The following is a 15,046-nucleotide window of genomic DNA, read 5'->3' as shown; positions in this document are numbered from 1 at the left end:
CTTGGCGGCCGGGCGCCGCCGGCCGTCCGGCTAGAATCCGGCTTATGGAAAAGATCGCCAGAACGAAGAAGACCGCGCCGCCCGAGCGCGACCGCAGGCAACGCGTCCAGTCCGCGTCGACCGGCCTGCTCGTGCTGAAGGAACTTGCCGCGTGCGGCGGCCGCGCCACGCTGACCGCGCTCGCCGCGCGGCTCGACGAGAATCCCGCGAAGGTTCACCGCTATCTGGCGAGCCTGATGGAGGAAGCGTTCGTCACGCAGGAGCGCGCGACCCAGCAATACGTGCTCGGGCCCCAGTGCATCTCGATCGGGCTCGCGGCGATCCGGATGGCCGACCCGATACGGCTCGCCGAACCGTCGCTCGTGCGCGTGCGCGAGCGCCTGGAGGTGACGTGCTTCGTCGCGATCATGGGCAACCGCGGGCCGACGATCATGCGCTTCGAAGAGCCCGGCCTGCCGGTCACGGTCAATGTTCGCGCCGGCTCGGTGATGTCGTTGCTATGGTCCGCAACCGGGCGGCTGTTCCTCGCGCTGCTCGACGAGCCGCGTGTGCGGCAGCTTGCGGAAGACGAACTCGCGTCGGCGCCGGCCGAGCTGCGCGCGCAGCTCGATCGACGCGATCCGGTCGGTCAATTGCAGCGCGAGATTCGCGCGGCCGGCCTCGCGACCGTCCGCGACACGAACCTGAAGGGCATCAGCGCCGTGTCGGCGCCGCTATTCGATGCGAACGGACATATGTGTGCGGCGATCACCGCGTTGGGCGCGACCGGCGGCTTCGACGCATCGATCGACGGGCCGGTCGCGACGGCACTGCGCCACGAGGCCGCGCTGATCAGCGGCGAGCTCGGGTACCGGGCCGATCCCGACAGCCGGTAGTGCGTCCGCGTATCGGCGCGGACGCGGGCTTCCTGCCCGCGATTGCCGCGCCGTTACGCCACGGCCGGAAAATCGAGCGTCGTATCGTTCACGCGATTGACGAGGTTCGTGAACGTGATCGACGCGATGGCGAGATTGATCTCGATGAGCTGGCGTTCCGTATAGCCCGCTGCGCGCACCGCATCGACGACCGCAACGGGGACCGTGCCGTGCGTGCCGACGAGCGTACGAACATACGCGACCAGCGCGTCCCGCGCGGCGTCGCCGGTTGCCGCGCCCGCGCGCACCTGCTTCATCTGATCGCTGGTCAGGCCTGCCAGCTTGCCCATCAGCGTGTGAGCGGCGACGCAGTAATCACATCCCGCGTATTCGCTGACCGCCAGCTTGATCGCTTCGATATCGGCCTTGCCGAGCGTGCTCGCCGCGACCGCCGCATCGAACGCCAGCGCCGCGCCGAGCGCTTCGGGGCTTTGCGTGCCGATGGTGGCGTATGCGTTGGGCACCTTGCCGACGGCCTTCTTGATCTTCGCGAACACTTCAGCGGCCGCGCCGGTTGCCTCTTCAGGGCGAATGGTGGTGAGACGGGACATGATCGACTCCTTGCTTCGTGGTTGAACGGTTAGCCATGTCGTATGGCATGGGAGTCAGTGTAGGGATGCGTGACGTTTTCTTTAATGCCATACTGCCGCAACTCCATGCTCAAACGTCTCATATGGAAATGCTCGACCGATTGCTGTCGATGATGCCGGTCACCGGGCGGCTTGACGTGCGGTGCCACTTCGGGTCGCCGTGGCGCATCGACCATCCCGAGTCGAGCGAGTGGGAACTCCCCTATCACATCCTGTTGCGCGGCGAGGCCGTCGTCGAATGCGAGACGGACGGAGAAGACGAACCGACGCTGCGGATGAAGGCCGGCGACATCGTCGTGTTTCCGTCCGGCAGCGCCCATCGGCTGCACGACGGCAGCGGCGAGGCGCCGCGCGCGGCGCGCGAGCGGCACCGAAACGGCCTGACCGTTGCGACGAACGGCAGCACCAATGCGAACACCGATGTGCTGTGCGGGCGCTTCGTGCTGCCTGCCGTCCCGCAGCAGTTGCTGCGCGACCATCTGCCGCGACGTCTGATCGTGAGCAGCGTAACCGCGGGCGACGAACAGACGCGCGACGCCGCGTTTGCAGCCACGCGGCTCGCGCGGCTCATCGACTTGATGCGCGAGGAAGCGCTGGAGCAACGCGCCGGCAGTACCGCGGTCGTGGATCATCTGTCCGGCGCGCTGTTCGCGTTGACCCTGCGCAGTGCGTCCGAGGCAGGCCACGCGCCGCGCGGGCTGCTTGCACTGGCACAACGTCATCGGCTGCAGCCGGCGCTCGCAGCGATGTTCGACGAGCCCGAAAAGCCCTGGACGCTGGCCCAGCTGGCCGAGCGCTGCCACATGTCGCGCGCGACGTTCGCACGCCACTTCGACGAGGCGATCAGCCGCTCGGCAACCGATGTCCTGACTGAAATCCGCATGGCGCTTGCCGGGCGCAAGCTCGCGCAAACGACGATGTCCGTCGCCGAAATCGGCGAATCGGTCGGCTATCGATCCGAGGCCGCGTTCCAACGGGTGTTCAAACGGCAGGTGGGCATGACGCCGGCGAAGTGGCGCATCCGATCGTCGAGCATCGCGGAGCCGGACACGCGTTCATCCTGACACGCGATGCGCGTGAGGCCACGTTCACTTCACCCGGATATCTTTCATACATGGACAGGCTCCAGGCCATGACCACCTTCGTCACGGTGGTCGAGACGGAAGGGTTCGCATCGGCGGCGCGCAAGCTGAACGTCTCGCCGTCGGTGATCAGCCGCGTGATGACGGAACTCGAGGAATATCTCGGCGTGCGGCTGTTGACGCGGACGACGCGCGTGGTCCGCATCACCGATGCGGGCGCGTCGTTTTACGAGGACTGCCGGCGCATTCTGGCGGACATCGACGCGGCCGAGCTTTCCGCCACCGGCACCGGCAATACGCCACGCGGCCAGCTCACCGTCACGGCGCCTGTACTGTTCGGCAAGAGCTACGTGACGCCGATCGCGCTCGAGTATCTGCAGCAGCATCCTTCCGTCAATCTCAACTGCTGGTTTCTGGACCGCGTCGTCAATCTCGTCGATGAAGGCGCCGACGTGGCCGTGCGCATCGGCGAGTTGCCGAACTCGTCGCTGCAGGCGATCTCGGTCGGCAAGGTACGCCGCGTGCTGTGCGCGTCTCCCGCTTATCTGGATGCGCACGGCACGCCGCAGCGTCCGGACGATCTCGCGGCTCACGTCACGATTCAGGCGACGGGCATCACGCCGGCGCCCGAATGGCGCTTCCGCGCGCGGGACAAGACGCTCACCGTCCCCATCCAGCCGCGCCTGCTGACCACGACGAACGATTCCGCGATCGCAGCGGCAACGGCCGGCCTCGGCATCGTGCGCCTGCTGTCCTATCAGGTGGTCGACGAACTCGCGCAAGGCACGCTGTGCGTGCTGCTGGCCGAGCACGAACTTGCGCCGCTCCCGGTTCACGTCGTGCATCGGGAGGGCCGGCACGCGAACCGGAAAGCGCGCGCGTTCATCGATCTCTGCGTCGAAAGGCTGAGGGCCCAAGCGCCGATGTGGTCTGCCTAGCAGGCACCGGCGAGTCGGCACGCGTAGCGAGCATCGCGCGCCGTAGGCAAGCAGGCCTTACAGACCGAGATCGCTGAGGCCCGGATGATCGTCGGGCCTGCGCCCGAGCGGCCAGAAGAACTTGCGATCGGCCTCGGCGATCGGCAGATCGTTGATGCACGCATGGCGGTGGTGCATGAGGCCATCGTCGCCGAATTCCCAGTTCTCGTTGCCGGACGAGCGATACCCGTTCTGCGCGTCGTCATGCCACTCGTAGGCGAAGCGCACGGCGATCCGGTTGCCGCCGTACGCCCACAGCTCCTTCATGAGCCGGTAGTCGAGTTCGCGCTGCCATTTGCGTGTGAGCAGCGCAACGATCGCCGGACGGCCCGTCACGAATTCGGCGCGGTTGCGCCACACGCTGTCGACGCTGTACGCGAGCGAAACCTGCTCCGGATTGCGCGTGTTCCACCCGTCTTCCGCAAGCCGCACTTTCTCGATCGCCGTGTCCAGCGAGAACGGTGGAACCGGCGGGCGGGCAACGTTGACGTCTTTCATGGCCAAACTCCTTTCGTCGGGAATCGTCACCGTGCGACGAGGGTTCTGAATCACACGTCGAGCAGCAGACGATCGCCGCCGCCCGATTCGCGATGCGCGGGCACCGCGCAGCAGATCAGCGCTTCGTCGTCCGGTACCTTGAATTCCGGCGCGACCGGATACGTCACCGCGCCTTCGACGATCCGCGTGCGGCAGGTGCCGCAACTGCCTCCGCGACACCCGTATTCCGGCGTCAGGCCGCGCGCCTCGGCCAGGTCCAGCAGCGAGCCGCTGCCCGGCTGCCAGCGCGCTTCCTTGCCCGACTTGACGAACGCGACGGGTGTCGGCGTATCCGCCGGCGCACGCAGTGGGGCACTCGCGTCCGAATCGGCTCGACGCTTGAGCCCGGAAGGGCCGAACGACTCCGCGTGGATTCGATGGTCCGCCACGTTCAGGTCGCGGAGCGCGTCATAGACCGCTTGCATGAAGCCCGACGGTCCGCACAGGTAAAAGTCGTAGTCGTCGAACGGCAGCGTCGCGCGCAGCAGGTTCGCATCGATGCGGCCGACGACGTCGAATTCGTCGCCCTCGCGCGCGCCGGTCGCGTCCGACAGCACGCGCACCACGTTCACCGCGCCGTTCGCCGCCGACGCGAGCTGGCCGATCTCGTCGCCGAACGCGCGCTCCTTCACGGAGCGTGCCGCGTGAAAGAACCAGGTCTTGCGCGTGCCGCGCTTGCGCGCGCCTTCGTAGACGATGTGACGCAACATCGCCAGCATCGGCGTCACCCCGACACCGGCCGCCAGCAATACGGCGGGACGGCGCTCGAGCGCATCGATCGTGAATTGCCCGGCGGGCGCTCGCACTTCGATGCGGTCACCGACCTGCACCCCGTCATGCAGATGCGACGACACGCGCCCTTCCCGCTTCACGCTGATGCGATACACACCGTCCGACGGCGCGCTCGACAACGTATAGGTGCGGATGAGCGGATCGCCGCCCTCCGACAGATTCACGCGAATCGGCACGTGCTGGCCCGCCAGGTGCGGCACCAAGCCGGCGCCGTCCGCAGGGTCGAGCTGGAACGAGCGAATCAGCGTGCTCTCGTCGGTGATTTTCGCGACCCTGAACGGACGCCACGCCCGTGCCAGTTCGGCGGCGCTCAGGCGGCTCGCGGCCTCGTCCCAGCTCCCCGTCATCAGCGAGTTGGGCGACCAGCCTTCCGCCCGGAACGTCCAGCGCAACGGCAATGCGCCGGCGCGATAAACGACGCGGCGCGGCTTGAAGCGCCACAGTCGCTCCGCGCCCTGAAATGCGGCAATCTCCGGTGAATCGAGGTCGACTTCGGCTTCGCCGGTCATCTGCAACACGTCGCCGGTTTCGAAGTCGGCGAACACGATGCCCGCGCGCGGATTGACCCGAAAATTGCCCAGTGTCGCGAAGAACAGGTTGCCGGCGAAATCCGGGATCGTCAGCACGCCGTCGTCGCCGACGCGCACGAACCCCGCCTTGCCGCCGCGATGCGAAACGTCGACCTGACGCTCGGCGCCGTCGCCGACGTAGGACGCAACGAACAGCGTGTCGGCAGCCGCGATGATCGCGCGGGCGCGATCGTCGAGACGATCGCTTTCCTCCGGTGCGATTTCCGAGAACGTATCGGGTTCGCGTACGAACGCGAAATCGCGCAACTGGATGTATTGCGGGCAGTTGCCGAAGCTCTGCACGACGTCGAGATCGAATGCGCGCGTCTCGCCGCGACGGATCATGCCGTTCAGGCGATTGCGACGCCGCGTATGCAGTTCGATGCCGAGCAGGCCGATCGCCGCGCCGTCGTGCGTGCCACTGGCAGCCGGATCGTTCGGATCGAACACGGTGTCGATGCGCAGGCGCTTGTCGTTCGGCGACTGCATGAAGCCGGGCTGGCCGAATGCGAAGGTCGCCCATACGTCTGCGTCGTCGGCCACCGCACCGACGACGACGAAAGGCAACTGTGCGAAGAACGCGCGATGCTGGTCGGGCATGTGATCCCTGACGAAGCGCCGTCCCACGCTGTCCATCTTCTGCATCACGCCTGTTTTTTCCTGCAGCTCGAGTTCGCCCCGATGCCACGGCGAGTTCGCTTCATTCGATACCGTGCTCACGATGTGTCTCCTCGACGGAACCTGCACATGACGCTTTCAGCGCGCGTTGACGCGCCCGGCGTCGCCTCCGTCACCGCACGGGCGACGGGCCGACCTCGATCACGCAGCGGCCGCGAGCCCGACCGGCGTCTTCACAAACTCGACGAAACCCGGCAACGCTTCGATGCGGCGCAGCCACGCCGAGACGTTCGAATAGCCGGACAGGTCCACATTGCCTTCGGGTGCACGCGCAACGTAGCCGTACAACGCGACGTCGGCGATGGTGGGCTTCGGCCCGACGATGAAGTCGCGCCCCGCGAGTTCGGCGTCGATGAGCGCGAGGATGCGATGCGCGCGGGCGATCACTTCGTCGGCATTGAACTTCGCACCGAAGACCGTGATGAGCCGCGCGGCGGCCGGCCCGAATGCGATCTCGCCGGCCGCGACCGACAACCAGCGCTGCACGGCGGCTTCCTGCACGGGCGATTGCGGGAGGAAGTCGCTGTTGCCCGACGTGCGGGCGAGATACACGAGGATGGCATTCGAATCGGCGATCACGGTGTCCCCGTCGACCAGCACCGGCACCTGACCGAAGCGGTTCAGCGCCAGAAATTCAGGCGACTTGTGCGCGCCGGCGGCCAGGTCGACTTCGACCAGTTCATGCTCGATGCCGAGCAGCGAGATGAGCAGGCGGGCGCGGTGCGAGTGACCGGAAAGCGGATGAACGTAGAGCTTCATGACTGTGTCCTTTTGGAGGTGCGACGAGCAGGTCTCATCGCTTGAGGCAAGTCTAGAAACTCGGCGGTTGCGACAGAATCCCCGCTGAGGAGAATTGATCGTTCTCGTTTCGCGAATGGTCGGGCGAAAGCCGGCGTTGCGATGCGGACCCACGCGGCGTTTTGCGCGCCGGGCCGCCGGCGAAATCGATCGCGCCGGCACGCGACCCGGCTTGCGGGAGCGACGCGGTCGACGCGATCGACGCGCCGCCCGCGACAGCGGCCGCCCTTACTCGATCGCCTTGAGCGCCTCCAGTCCGTCCGGCAGCTTCGCGTCCGGAAACTGCGTGGACAGCGTGGCGTCCCGCCAGCGCGCCGCCTCTTCCGCGCGCTGCCGTTCCGCCTGCTCGCAGACGAACAGCGCATCGCCGCCGAGCAGCAGGCGCAGCGGCACGTCGTCGCGGCGCGACAGGTCGACGATCAACGCCGCGATCCGCGCGGGATCGCCGACCTCGTGGCCGCCATACGCACCGAGCAACTCGAGAATCTTGCCGACCGACGGCTGATAGTCGGGCAGCAGATCGTCGACGTCGCGCTTCGCCTGCGCGGCCCATTCGGTCCGCATCCCGCCCGGTTCGAGCGTGCACACGCGCACGCCGAACGGCGCGACTTCCTTCGCGAGCACGTCGCTGAATCCGCCGACCGCCCACTTCGCGGCCTGATACGCGGACAACCCGGGCGTCGACGTGCGCCCGCCGACCGACGATACCTGGAAGATGCGCCCCGCGCGTTGTGCGCGCATCGTCGGCAGCACCGCGCGCGTGAGATTGATCACGCCGAACAGGTTCGTTTCGATCTGGTCGCGGAACACGTCGGCGCCCATCTGCTCGAACGGCGCCGTATGGCCGTAGCCCGCGTTGTTCACCAGCACGTCGATGCGGCCGAATGCGGCGCGTGCCGCCGAGACGGCCTGCTCTGCCGCCGCTTCGTCGGTGACGTCGAGCGCGACCGGCAGCAACCGGTCGCCATACCGTTCGGCCAGATCGGCCAGTTGCGCCGGGTCGCGTGCGCCGGCCACCAGTCGGTCGCCCGCCGCCAGCACGGCTTCCGAAATCGCGCGTCCCAGGCCGCGTGCGGCCCCTGTTACCAACCAGACTTTCGACATTTTCCACTCCTTGATCGTGGTGAAACGATGAAAATGAATGATTACTCACTCATTAATATGGACGATGAACCGATCCTTCATGACCTGCATCGCCCGGCCTGAAACTCCGTGCCGGTCGTCGCGGCACGCGCCGCCCGACGGCCGTGCCTGACTCACACCGCGTGCAACACGGCCCACAACGCGCGAAAGCCGGCTTCCTGGTACGCATCGGCTCGCGCCGGATCGCGTGCGATCGATTCCATCGCCGTTTCCGCGATCGACGTAAACAACGCCGAGCAGAACGCATGCGCTTCGTCGCGGTTCAGCGCGCCCGACGCGGCGACCTGTTCGCGCAGCAGCGCACGGATCGCGCCGAAGCCTTCGGCGCCGGCCGCGCGATGCGGGTCGTCGATGCGCCCGCTCACGCCGAGCTGCTGCAGCGCGCGCCGGCCGTCCGGATTCGCGACGCCCCACGACACATAGCCGTTCCACGCATGCCGTACCGCCTGCTCGGCCGGCGCGTGTTCCGGAAACCCGGTCATCATCGCTTCGCGCATGTCGGCCTTCAGGCTCACGTACAGCGCGTTCAGCAACGCATCCTTGGTGTCGAAATAGGTGAACACCGTGCCTTCCGCCACGCCGGCCAGCCGCGCGATGCGCGCGGTCGTCGCGGTCGCGCCGTCCTCGGCGAGCGCGCGCGCGGCCGCGGCGAGGATGGCTTCGTGCTTGTCGGGACTGCGCGGTCGGGCCACGTTCGATTCCTTTAATGAGTGAGCGCTCAATCATAATCGAGCCATCAGCGAGAACGCAAGCCCTGTTACATCCGGGGGAACGCACACGCAAACCATCAAAACGGTGCACTATTGCGTTTTGCCGTACCGGCGCCGGCCATCCGGCGCCCGATTGCCCTCGACGTTCGTTTCACGTTCACCGTTTCAAACCGCGAACCTCCCATGACGAATCAGCCTTCCCAGACGGCGGCCGACCGGCCCGTCGACATGATCATCTTCGGCGGCGGCGGCGACCTGGCCGCCCGCAAGCTGTTGCCCGCGCTGTACATGGCGCACCTGCACTGCAATCTTCCGCCCGAGACGCGCATCATCGCCGTCGGCCGCCGCGACTGGGGCATCGACGGCTATCGCAAGTTCATGGACGAGCAGTCGCGCCCGTTCATCGACGAGAAGGCGTTCGACGCCGACGCGTGGAGCCGCTTCCTCGACCTGTTCAAGTACGTGCTGATCGACGTGAACGCGCCGGACGACTACCTGCGGCTCGCCGAAGCGGCGCGTGGCGACGCGATCCGCGTGTTCTACCTGTCGACGTCGCCGGAGCTGTTCACGACGATCTGCGACAACCTGTCGGCCGCGCACCTCGTCGACGCGCACTCGCGCGTCGTCCTCGAAAAGCCGCTGGGCCACGATCTCGCGTCCGCGAAGGCGATCAATAACGCGGTCGGCAAGCACTTCGAAGAATCGCAGATCTACCGGATCGACCACTATCTCGGCAAGGAAACCGTGCAGAACCTGATGGTGCTGCGCTTCGGCAACCCGATCTTCGGGCCGCTGTGGCAGGCGCCGAACATCCGCAGCGTGCAGATCACGGTCGCGGAAACGGTCGGCGTCGGCAGCCGCGCGGGCTTCTACGACCATACCGGCGCGCTGCGCGACATGGTGCAGAACCACCTGCTGCAGTTGCTGTGCATCGTCGCGATGGAGCCGCCCGTGTCGCTCGACCCGGACGCGGTGCGCGACGAGAAGCTGAAGGTGCTGCGCTCGCTGCGGCCGATGTCGCTGTCGGACGTCGCGCGCGACACGGTGCGCGGCCAGTACACGGCCGGCGCGGTCGACGGCCAACCGGTCAAGGGCTATCTCGAGGAAGACAACGTGCCGGCGGACAGCCGTGCGGAAACCTTCGTCGCGCTGCGCGCGCACATCAACAACTGGCGCTGGGCGAACGTGCCGTTCTTCCTGCGCACCGGCAAGCGGCTGCAGCGCCGCCAGTCGGAAATCGTGATCGAGTTCGCGGACATGCCGTTCTCGATCATCCCGACCGGCCCGCGCAATTACGGCAACCGTCTCGTGATCCAGCTTCAGCCGGAAGAGTCGATCCAGTTGCAGATGCTCGCGAAAGAGCCGGGCAGCGGAATGAACATGGTGCCGGTGAGCCTGAACCTCGACCTGCAGCAGGCGATTCCGGAACGGCGCGCGGAAGCGTACGAACGGCTGCTGATCGACGTGATCCGCGGCCGCCTCACGCACTTCATGCGCCGCGACGAACTCGAAGCCGCCTGGTCGTGGGTCGAGCCGATCCTCGACGGCTGGAAGCAGCTCGGCGACCGGCCGCGCCTGTACACGGCCGGCACGTTCGGGCCCGCTGCTTCGTCGGCGCTGCTCGCGCGCGACGGAATGTCCTGGGCCGAAGAGGCGTAATCGCCGCACGACGGCGTGCCGCCGCGCGGCACGCCGAACTCGGAAAGGCAGCGCCGCGTCGCTACTGCGACTCCATCCACGCGGCCTTGCGCCGCGCCGGCGCATCGCCGCCGCTGCCACCGCCCAGCACCTCGATCAGGTAGTCGACGAACGACGCGATCCGCGACGAGATCGCGGTATTGCGGTAGTACACCGCGTGAATCGGCTGCCTGACGTCGAGCGTCTGGCGCGCAAGCACCTGCACCAGCCGCCCCGCTTCGCGATCCTGCGCGGTCACGAAATCCGACAGGCACACGACCCCCGTGCCCGCCAGCGCGAGCTGCCGCAGCGTCTCGCCGCTCGACGACCAGACGTCGGGCTCGATTCGGCAGGGCTCGCCGTCCGCGCCAAGGATCGGCCATACGTTCAACGATTCGGGCTGCGTGAAGCCGAGCAGCGTGTGCTTCGGCAGATCCTCGACCTTGCGCGGCTGCCCGTGCGCTTCGATGTAGTCGGCGCTGGCGAGGATGCGCACCCGGCTGTTGCCGATCCGCCGGCTGTGCAGCGTCGAATCCTTCAGCCGGCCGATCCGGATCGCGACGTCGGTGCGCCGCTCCAGCAGGTCGATGATGCCCTCGTTGCTGTTCAGCTCCAGCTCGACCTTCGGGAAGCGCTCGCGGTAGCCGCGCACGAGCGGCACGATCACGTGCAGCATGAACGGCGTCGCGGCGTCGACGCGCAGGCGCCCGGACGGCATCTCGCGCCGCGCGAGCATCTGCTCTTCCGCGTTCTCGACCGATTCGATGATCGCGCGCGCATCCTGCAGGAACGCGCGCCCTTCCTCGGTCAGTTCGAGCCGGCGCGTGGTCCGGCGCAGCAGCGTGGTCTTCAGCTTTTCCTCGAGCCGCGCGAGCGTGCGGCTCGTCGCCGACACGGTGAGGTCGAGCTGCTGGGCGGCGGCCGTGATCGAACCGGTGTCGACCACGGTGGCAAAGGCCTGGAGTTCGTCGAGAGTGATCTTCATTGTTGATTTGAAATCAAAACAATTTGGTTTATAGACCAGTTTTTCCGCAAAAGTAAAGCCGGCACACTGCGATCCATTCCTACTGAAACCCGGATCCCGTCATGCCACTCGCGTTGCTTGCGCTGACCATCAGCGCCTTTGCCATCGGCACCACCGAATTCGTGATCGTCGGGCTGATCCCGACGATCGGCGCCGACCTCGGCGTCAGCCTGCCGTCCGCCGGCCTGCTCGTCAGCCTGTACGCGCTGAGCGTGGCCATCGGCGCGCCGCTCCTCACCGCGCTCACCGGCCGCGTGCCGCGCAAGGCGCTGCTCGCCGGGCTGATGGCGCTCTTCACCGTCGGCAACCTCGTCGCGTGGCAGGCGCCGGGCTACGAATCGCTGATCGTCGCGCGCGTGCTCACCGGCCTCGCGCACGGCGTGTTCTTCTCGGTCGGCTCGATCATCGCGACCACGCTCGTGCCGAAGGACAAGGCCGCCAGCGCGATCGCGACGATGTTCAGCGGGATGACCGTCGCGTTCGTCGCCGGCATTCCGCTCGGCACCTTCATCGGCCAGCACTTCGGCTGGCGCGCGACGTTCCTGATCGTCGCGCTGTTCGGCCTCGTCGCGTTCCTCGGCGCGGTCGCGTTCGTGCCGCGCGGGCTGCCGCAAACGCCGCCCGCGCCGCTCGCCCGCCAGCTGCGCGTGCTGGCCCAGCCGCGCCTGCTCCTCGTCTATGCGATGACGGCGGTCGGCTACGGCGGCTCGCTGATCGCGTTCACGTACATGGCGCCGCTGCTCGAACAGATCGCCGGCTTCACGCCGTCGCAGGTCAGCCTCGTGCTCGTCGGCTACGGCGTGTCGGTCGCGATCGGCAACGTGTGGGGCGGCAAGCTCGCGGACGCCGTCGGCCCGGTGAAGGCGCTCAAGCGGATCTTCCTGCTGCTCGCGATCGTGCTGCTCGCGCTGACCTTCACGATCCACGTGAAATGGCTCGCGGTGCTGACGATGCTCGCGTGGGGCGCCGTGGCGTTCGGCAACGTGCCGGGGCTGCAGGTGTACGTCGTCAAGCAGGCGCGCCACTTCGCGCCGGACGCCACCGACGTCGCGTCGGGCTTCAACATCGCCGCCTTCAACCTCGGCGTGGCCGGCGGATCGTCGCTAAGCGGCCTGATCGTCGCGAACGTCGGCCTCGGCCACACGCCGTGGATCGCCGCCGTCGTCACGCTCGGCGCGTTTGCGCTCACCGCGCTGAGCGGCCGTCTCGACAGCCGTCAGGGCCTGCCGGAACGCACGGCCGAACCCGTCGAACTCGCCCATTGAACGTCATCCTTTTGCAGGAGCCACCCGCATGAACGCATCGACCCAACGTCCGCCGTTCGCCGGCAAGATTTTCGAAGTCCGTTACGACGGCCTCACCGCGCTCAACGCGTACGACGAAGACGGCCTCCACATGCGCTACGAGATCACCGAAGGCCCGTACGCGGGCGCGAAGGGTGAAGTGGCCTATACGTGGCAGCCCATCGCCGACGACACCTACGCGATCTCGTGGCAGGAAGCCGATCGCGCCACCGTCGTGCATATCGACGACTTCGCCGCGGGCACGTCGCGCTCGTTCTTCACCGCGCCGTCGCTCGATTTCTACCGGCTCGACGGCAGCCTGCGCGCGATCTGAACGGAGCCCGACCATGTCCACTTCACTCGACACGCTCGCCGCCGGCGGCTTCAGCATCGGCATCGAACTGCCGCTCGACAACGACTGGACCCCGTCCGGCAACGCGAAACGCCGGCATGACGGCCGCCACCCCGGCGTGCCCGACCTCGACATCCACGCGGAGCTCGCGCAACTGGCCGACACGCTCGGCTTTCGCGCGCTCTGGGTGCGCGACGTGCCGGTGTACGACCCGTCGTTCGGCGATGCCGCGCAGGTGTTCGAAACGTTCTCGTATCTCGGCTACCTCGCCGGAATCACGCACGACATCCTGCTCGGTACCGCGGCCGTCGTGCTGCCGCTGCGCGAACCGCTGCTGACGCTGAAATCGGCCGCGACGATCCAGGAACTGAGCGGCGGTCGCCTGCTGCTCGGCGTCGCGAGCGGCGACCGGCCGGTCGAATATCCGCTGTTCGGCCGCGACTTCGCCACGCGCGGCGAAAACTTCCGCGACCAGATCGCGCTGCTGCGCGACGGCGCGCGCGGACACTTGCCGCCCGGCCTGGAAGTGCTGCCCGCCGCCCGTTCGCCGGTGCCGCTGCTCGTCGCGGGCCTCGCACAGCAGACGCCTGCGTGGATCGGCGAACACATGGACGGCTGCCTCGCGTATCCGGGCACGCCGGCCGATCACCTGCAGCGCGCCGCGAACTGGCACGCAGTGGCCGGCGACAAGCCGTACGTGAGCTTCATCCATCTCGACCTCGCGGAAGATCCGCACGAACCGCTGCAGCGGCACCGCTTCGGCGCCCGCGCGGGGCGCATCGCGCTGACGGAAGAACTCGCGGCGATGCGCGACGCGGGCGTGCAGCACATCGGCCTGCATTTCCGCCGCAACCGGCGGCCGCTCGACGAGACGATGGCCGAAATCGCATCGGACGTGCTGCCCGCGTTCCATCCGAACACGACGCCGCAGACGCGCGCCGCATAAGCGGCGACCACGGTCCGGACGCCCATGGCGCGACCTATATTTGACTTTAAATCAAATATTTTTGACTGATGAGCGCGTTTATCTCATCAGTCTCACGCGCCAGAATGACTTCCATACCGCAATCGTTCCCCCTCTTTCAGGAGCACATGATGAGCAAGATTCCCGCATTCGGCCTCGGTACGTTCCGCCTGCAAGGCCAGGTCGTCATCGACTCGGTCCGCAACGGCCTCGAAGTCGGCTACCGCGCGATCGACACCGCGCAGATCTACGGCAACGAAGCAGAAGTCGGCGAAGCGATCGCCGCGTCGGGCGTGCGCCGCGAAGACCTGTTCCTCACGACGAAGATCTGGGTCGACAACTACGCGCCGGAAAAACTGGCGGCCAGCCTCGAGGAAAGCCTGCGCAAGCTGCGCACCGACGTCGTCGACCTGACGCTGATCCACTGGCCGGCGCCGGGCAACGGCGTGTCGATCGACGCGTTCATGACCGCGCTGGCGGACGCGAAGGCGAAGGGCCTCACGCGCCAGATCGGCATCTCGAACTTCAACATCGAACTGACGAAGGAAGCGATCGCGGCCGTCGGCAAGGACGCGATCGCGACGAACCAGATCGAACTGAGCCCGTACCTGCAGAACCGCAAGCTGGTCGAGTTCCTGAACGCCGAAGGCATTCACGTGACGTCGTACATGACGCTCGCGTACGGCAAGGTGCTCGGCGACCCGGTGCTCGGCGCGATCGCGCAGCGTCACGACGCGACGCCGGCCCAGGTCGCGCTCGCCTGGGCGCTGCAGCTCGGCTACTCGGTGATTCCGTCGTCGACCAAGCGCGAGAACCTCGCGAGCAACCTGCTCGCGCAGACGCTGCGCCTGACCGGCGAAGACATGGCGCAGATCGCCGCGCTCGAGCGCAACGGCCGCGAAGTCGACCCGGACGGCCTCGCGCCGAAGTGGGACTGAGCACACGCCGCCTTCATC

Annotated in this window: 15 protein-coding genes; 8 read left to right on the top strand and 7 right to left on the bottom strand. The window is 67.3% G+C overall.

All coding sequences use genetic code 11. The annotated features are described in order from the left end of the window. The first annotated feature begins 44 nt into the window (after nt 1-44). On the top strand, nt 45-875 hold the full coding sequence (locus J8I33_RS08290; RefSeq protein WP_209925071.1) for an IclR family transcriptional regulator: 831 nt from the start codon (nt 45-47) through the stop codon (nt 873-875). 53 nt (nt 876-928) lie between these two features. On the opposite strand, the gene J8I33_RS08285 is transcribed toward J8I33_RS08290, so the two are convergent. Further along, nucleotides 929-1,465, bottom strand: a complete 537-nt coding sequence (locus J8I33_RS08285; protein ID WP_050012119.1) for a carboxymuconolactone decarboxylase family protein — start codon at nt 1,463-1,465, stop codon at nt 929-931. 65 nt (nt 1,466-1,530) lie between these two features. On the opposite strand from J8I33_RS08285, the gene J8I33_RS08280 reads away from it, so the two are divergent. Both J8I33_RS08280 and J8I33_RS08275 read left to right on the top strand, forming a co-directional pair. Continuing rightward, complete coding sequence (locus J8I33_RS08280) at nt 1,531-2,568, top strand: AraC family transcriptional regulator (protein ID WP_209934644.1); 1,038 nt, start codon at nt 1,531-1,533, stop codon at nt 2,566-2,568. 50 nt (nt 2,569-2,618) lie between these two features. Beyond that, nucleotides 2,619-3,524, top strand: coding sequence for a LysR family transcriptional regulator (locus tag J8I33_RS08275; protein WP_050012121.1), 906 nt, complete (start codon nt 2,619-2,621; stop codon nt 3,522-3,524). A gap of 57 nt (nt 3,525-3,581) precedes the next feature. Here the strand turns inward: J8I33_RS08275 and J8I33_RS08270 are convergent, their stop codons facing one another. From J8I33_RS08270 to J8I33_RS08250, 5 genes are all read right to left on the bottom strand, one after another. Further along, nucleotides 3,582-4,061, bottom strand: coding sequence for a nuclear transport factor 2 family protein (locus tag J8I33_RS08270; RefSeq protein WP_209934547.1), 480 nt, complete (start codon nt 4,059-4,061; stop codon nt 3,582-3,584). A gap of 50 nt (nt 4,062-4,111) precedes the next feature. Continuing rightward, nucleotides 4,112-6,181: a pyridoxamine 5'-phosphate oxidase family protein gene (locus tag J8I33_RS08265; protein ID WP_209934545.1), complete on the bottom strand. Its 2,070-nt coding sequence runs from the start codon at nt 6,179-6,181 to the stop codon at nt 4,112-4,114. Between the two features lie 99 nt (nt 6,182-6,280). After that, entirely contained in the window at nt 6,281-6,898 is a 618-nt protein-coding gene (locus J8I33_RS08260; protein ID WP_050012124.1) for a glutathione S-transferase, read from the bottom strand. Nucleotides 6,899-7,165: 267 nt separating this feature from the next. Next, entirely contained in the window at nt 7,166-8,041 is an 876-nt protein-coding gene (locus J8I33_RS08255; protein ID WP_124638893.1) for an SDR family NAD(P)-dependent oxidoreductase, read from the bottom strand. Between the two features lie 152 nt (nt 8,042-8,193). Further along, on the bottom strand, nt 8,194-8,772 hold the full coding sequence (locus tag J8I33_RS08250; protein ID WP_124555291.1) for a TetR/AcrR family transcriptional regulator: 579 nt from the start codon (nt 8,770-8,772) through the stop codon (nt 8,194-8,196). 201 nt (nt 8,773-8,973) lie between these two features. Here J8I33_RS08250 and zwf point away from each other — a divergent pair, with 201 nt between their 5' ends. Beyond that, nucleotides 8,974-10,449 (top strand): glucose-6-phosphate dehydrogenase, encoded by a 1,476-nt coding sequence (gene zwf / locus J8I33_RS08245; RefSeq protein WP_050012127.1) that lies wholly within the window; start codon nt 8,974-8,976, stop codon nt 10,447-10,449. A gap of 61 nt (nt 10,450-10,510) precedes the next feature. Here zwf and J8I33_RS08240 read toward each other — a convergent pair whose 3' ends face one another. Then, on the bottom strand, nt 10,511-11,452 hold the full coding sequence (locus tag J8I33_RS08240) for a LysR family transcriptional regulator (protein WP_209934541.1): 942 nt from the start codon (nt 11,450-11,452) through the stop codon (nt 10,511-10,513). A gap of 101 nt (nt 11,453-11,553) precedes the next feature. Here J8I33_RS08240 and J8I33_RS08235 point away from each other — a divergent pair, with 101 nt between their 5' ends. The 4 genes from J8I33_RS08235 (at nt 11,554) to dkgB (ending at nt 15,028) form a co-directional block, all read left to right on the top strand. Then, complete coding sequence (locus J8I33_RS08235; protein ID WP_209934533.1) at nt 11,554-12,756, top strand: MFS transporter; 1,203 nt, start codon at nt 11,554-11,556, stop codon at nt 12,754-12,756. 28 nt (nt 12,757-12,784) lie between these two features. Further along, nucleotides 12,785-13,108, top strand: coding sequence for an adenylate cyclase (locus J8I33_RS08230; RefSeq protein WP_209934529.1), 324 nt, complete (start codon nt 12,785-12,787; stop codon nt 13,106-13,108). A 13-nt stretch (nt 13,109-13,121) separates the two neighbouring features. Beyond that, complete coding sequence (locus J8I33_RS08225; protein ID WP_050012131.1) at nt 13,122-14,072, top strand: LLM class oxidoreductase; 951 nt, start codon at nt 13,122-13,124, stop codon at nt 14,070-14,072. Between the two features lie 149 nt (nt 14,073-14,221). Further along, on the top strand, nt 14,222-15,028 hold the full coding sequence (gene dkgB / locus J8I33_RS08220; RefSeq protein ID WP_050012132.1) for a 2,5-didehydrogluconate reductase DkgB: 807 nt from the start codon (nt 14,222-14,224) through the stop codon (nt 15,026-15,028). Nucleotides 15,029-15,046 lie beyond the last annotated feature (18 nt).

Origin of the sequence: Burkholderia sp. AcTa6-5 (genome assembly GCF_017815075.1) — a bacterium.
Taxonomy (GTDB): Bacteria; Pseudomonadota; Gammaproteobacteria; order Burkholderiales; family Burkholderiaceae; genus Burkholderia; species Burkholderia sola.
Note: the sequence above shows the minus strand (reverse complement) of the source record. Positions and strands in the feature narration are given on the sequence as shown.

What these genes read in the sequence shown, in the direction of transcription:
- J8I33_RS08290 (WP_209925071.1), top strand. Translation starts at nt 45, where the DNA reads ATGGAAAAGATCGCCAGAACGAAGAAGACCGCGCCGCCCGAGCGCGAC.
- J8I33_RS08285 (WP_050012119.1), bottom strand. Translation starts at nt 1,465, where the DNA reads ATGTCCCGTCTCACCACCATTCGCCCTGAAGAGGCAACCGGCGCGGCC.
- J8I33_RS08280 (WP_209934644.1), top strand. Translation starts at nt 1,531, where the DNA reads ATGCGTGACGTTTTCTTTAATGCCATACTGCCGCAACTCCATGCTCAA.
- J8I33_RS08275 (WP_050012121.1), top strand. Translation starts at nt 2,619, where the DNA reads ATGGACAGGCTCCAGGCCATGACCACCTTCGTCACGGTGGTCGAGACG.
- J8I33_RS08270 (WP_209934547.1), bottom strand. Translation starts at nt 4,061, where the DNA reads ATGAAAGACGTCAACGTTGCCCGCCCGCCGGTTCCACCGTTCTCGCTG.
- J8I33_RS08260 (WP_050012124.1), bottom strand. Translation starts at nt 6,898, where the DNA reads ATGAAGCTCTACGTTCATCCGCTTTCCGGTCACTCGCACCGCGCCCGC.
- J8I33_RS08255 (WP_124638893.1), bottom strand. Translation starts at nt 8,041, where the DNA reads ATGTCGAAAGTCTGGTTGGTAACAGGGGCCGCACGCGGCCTGGGACGC.
- zwf (WP_050012127.1), top strand. Translation starts at nt 8,974, where the DNA reads ATGACGAATCAGCCTTCCCAGACGGCGGCCGACCGGCCCGTCGACATG.
- J8I33_RS08240 (WP_209934541.1), bottom strand. Translation starts at nt 11,452, where the DNA reads ATGAAGATCACTCTCGACGAACTCCAGGCCTTTGCCACCGTGGTCGAC.
- J8I33_RS08235 (WP_209934533.1), top strand. Translation starts at nt 11,554, where the DNA reads ATGCCACTCGCGTTGCTTGCGCTGACCATCAGCGCCTTTGCCATCGGC.
- J8I33_RS08230 (WP_209934529.1), top strand. Translation starts at nt 12,785, where the DNA reads ATGAACGCATCGACCCAACGTCCGCCGTTCGCCGGCAAGATTTTCGAA.
- J8I33_RS08225 (WP_050012131.1), top strand. Translation starts at nt 13,122, where the DNA reads ATGTCCACTTCACTCGACACGCTCGCCGCCGGCGGCTTCAGCATCGGC.
- dkgB (WP_050012132.1), top strand. Translation starts at nt 14,222, where the DNA reads ATGAGCAAGATTCCCGCATTCGGCCTCGGTACGTTCCGCCTGCAAGGC.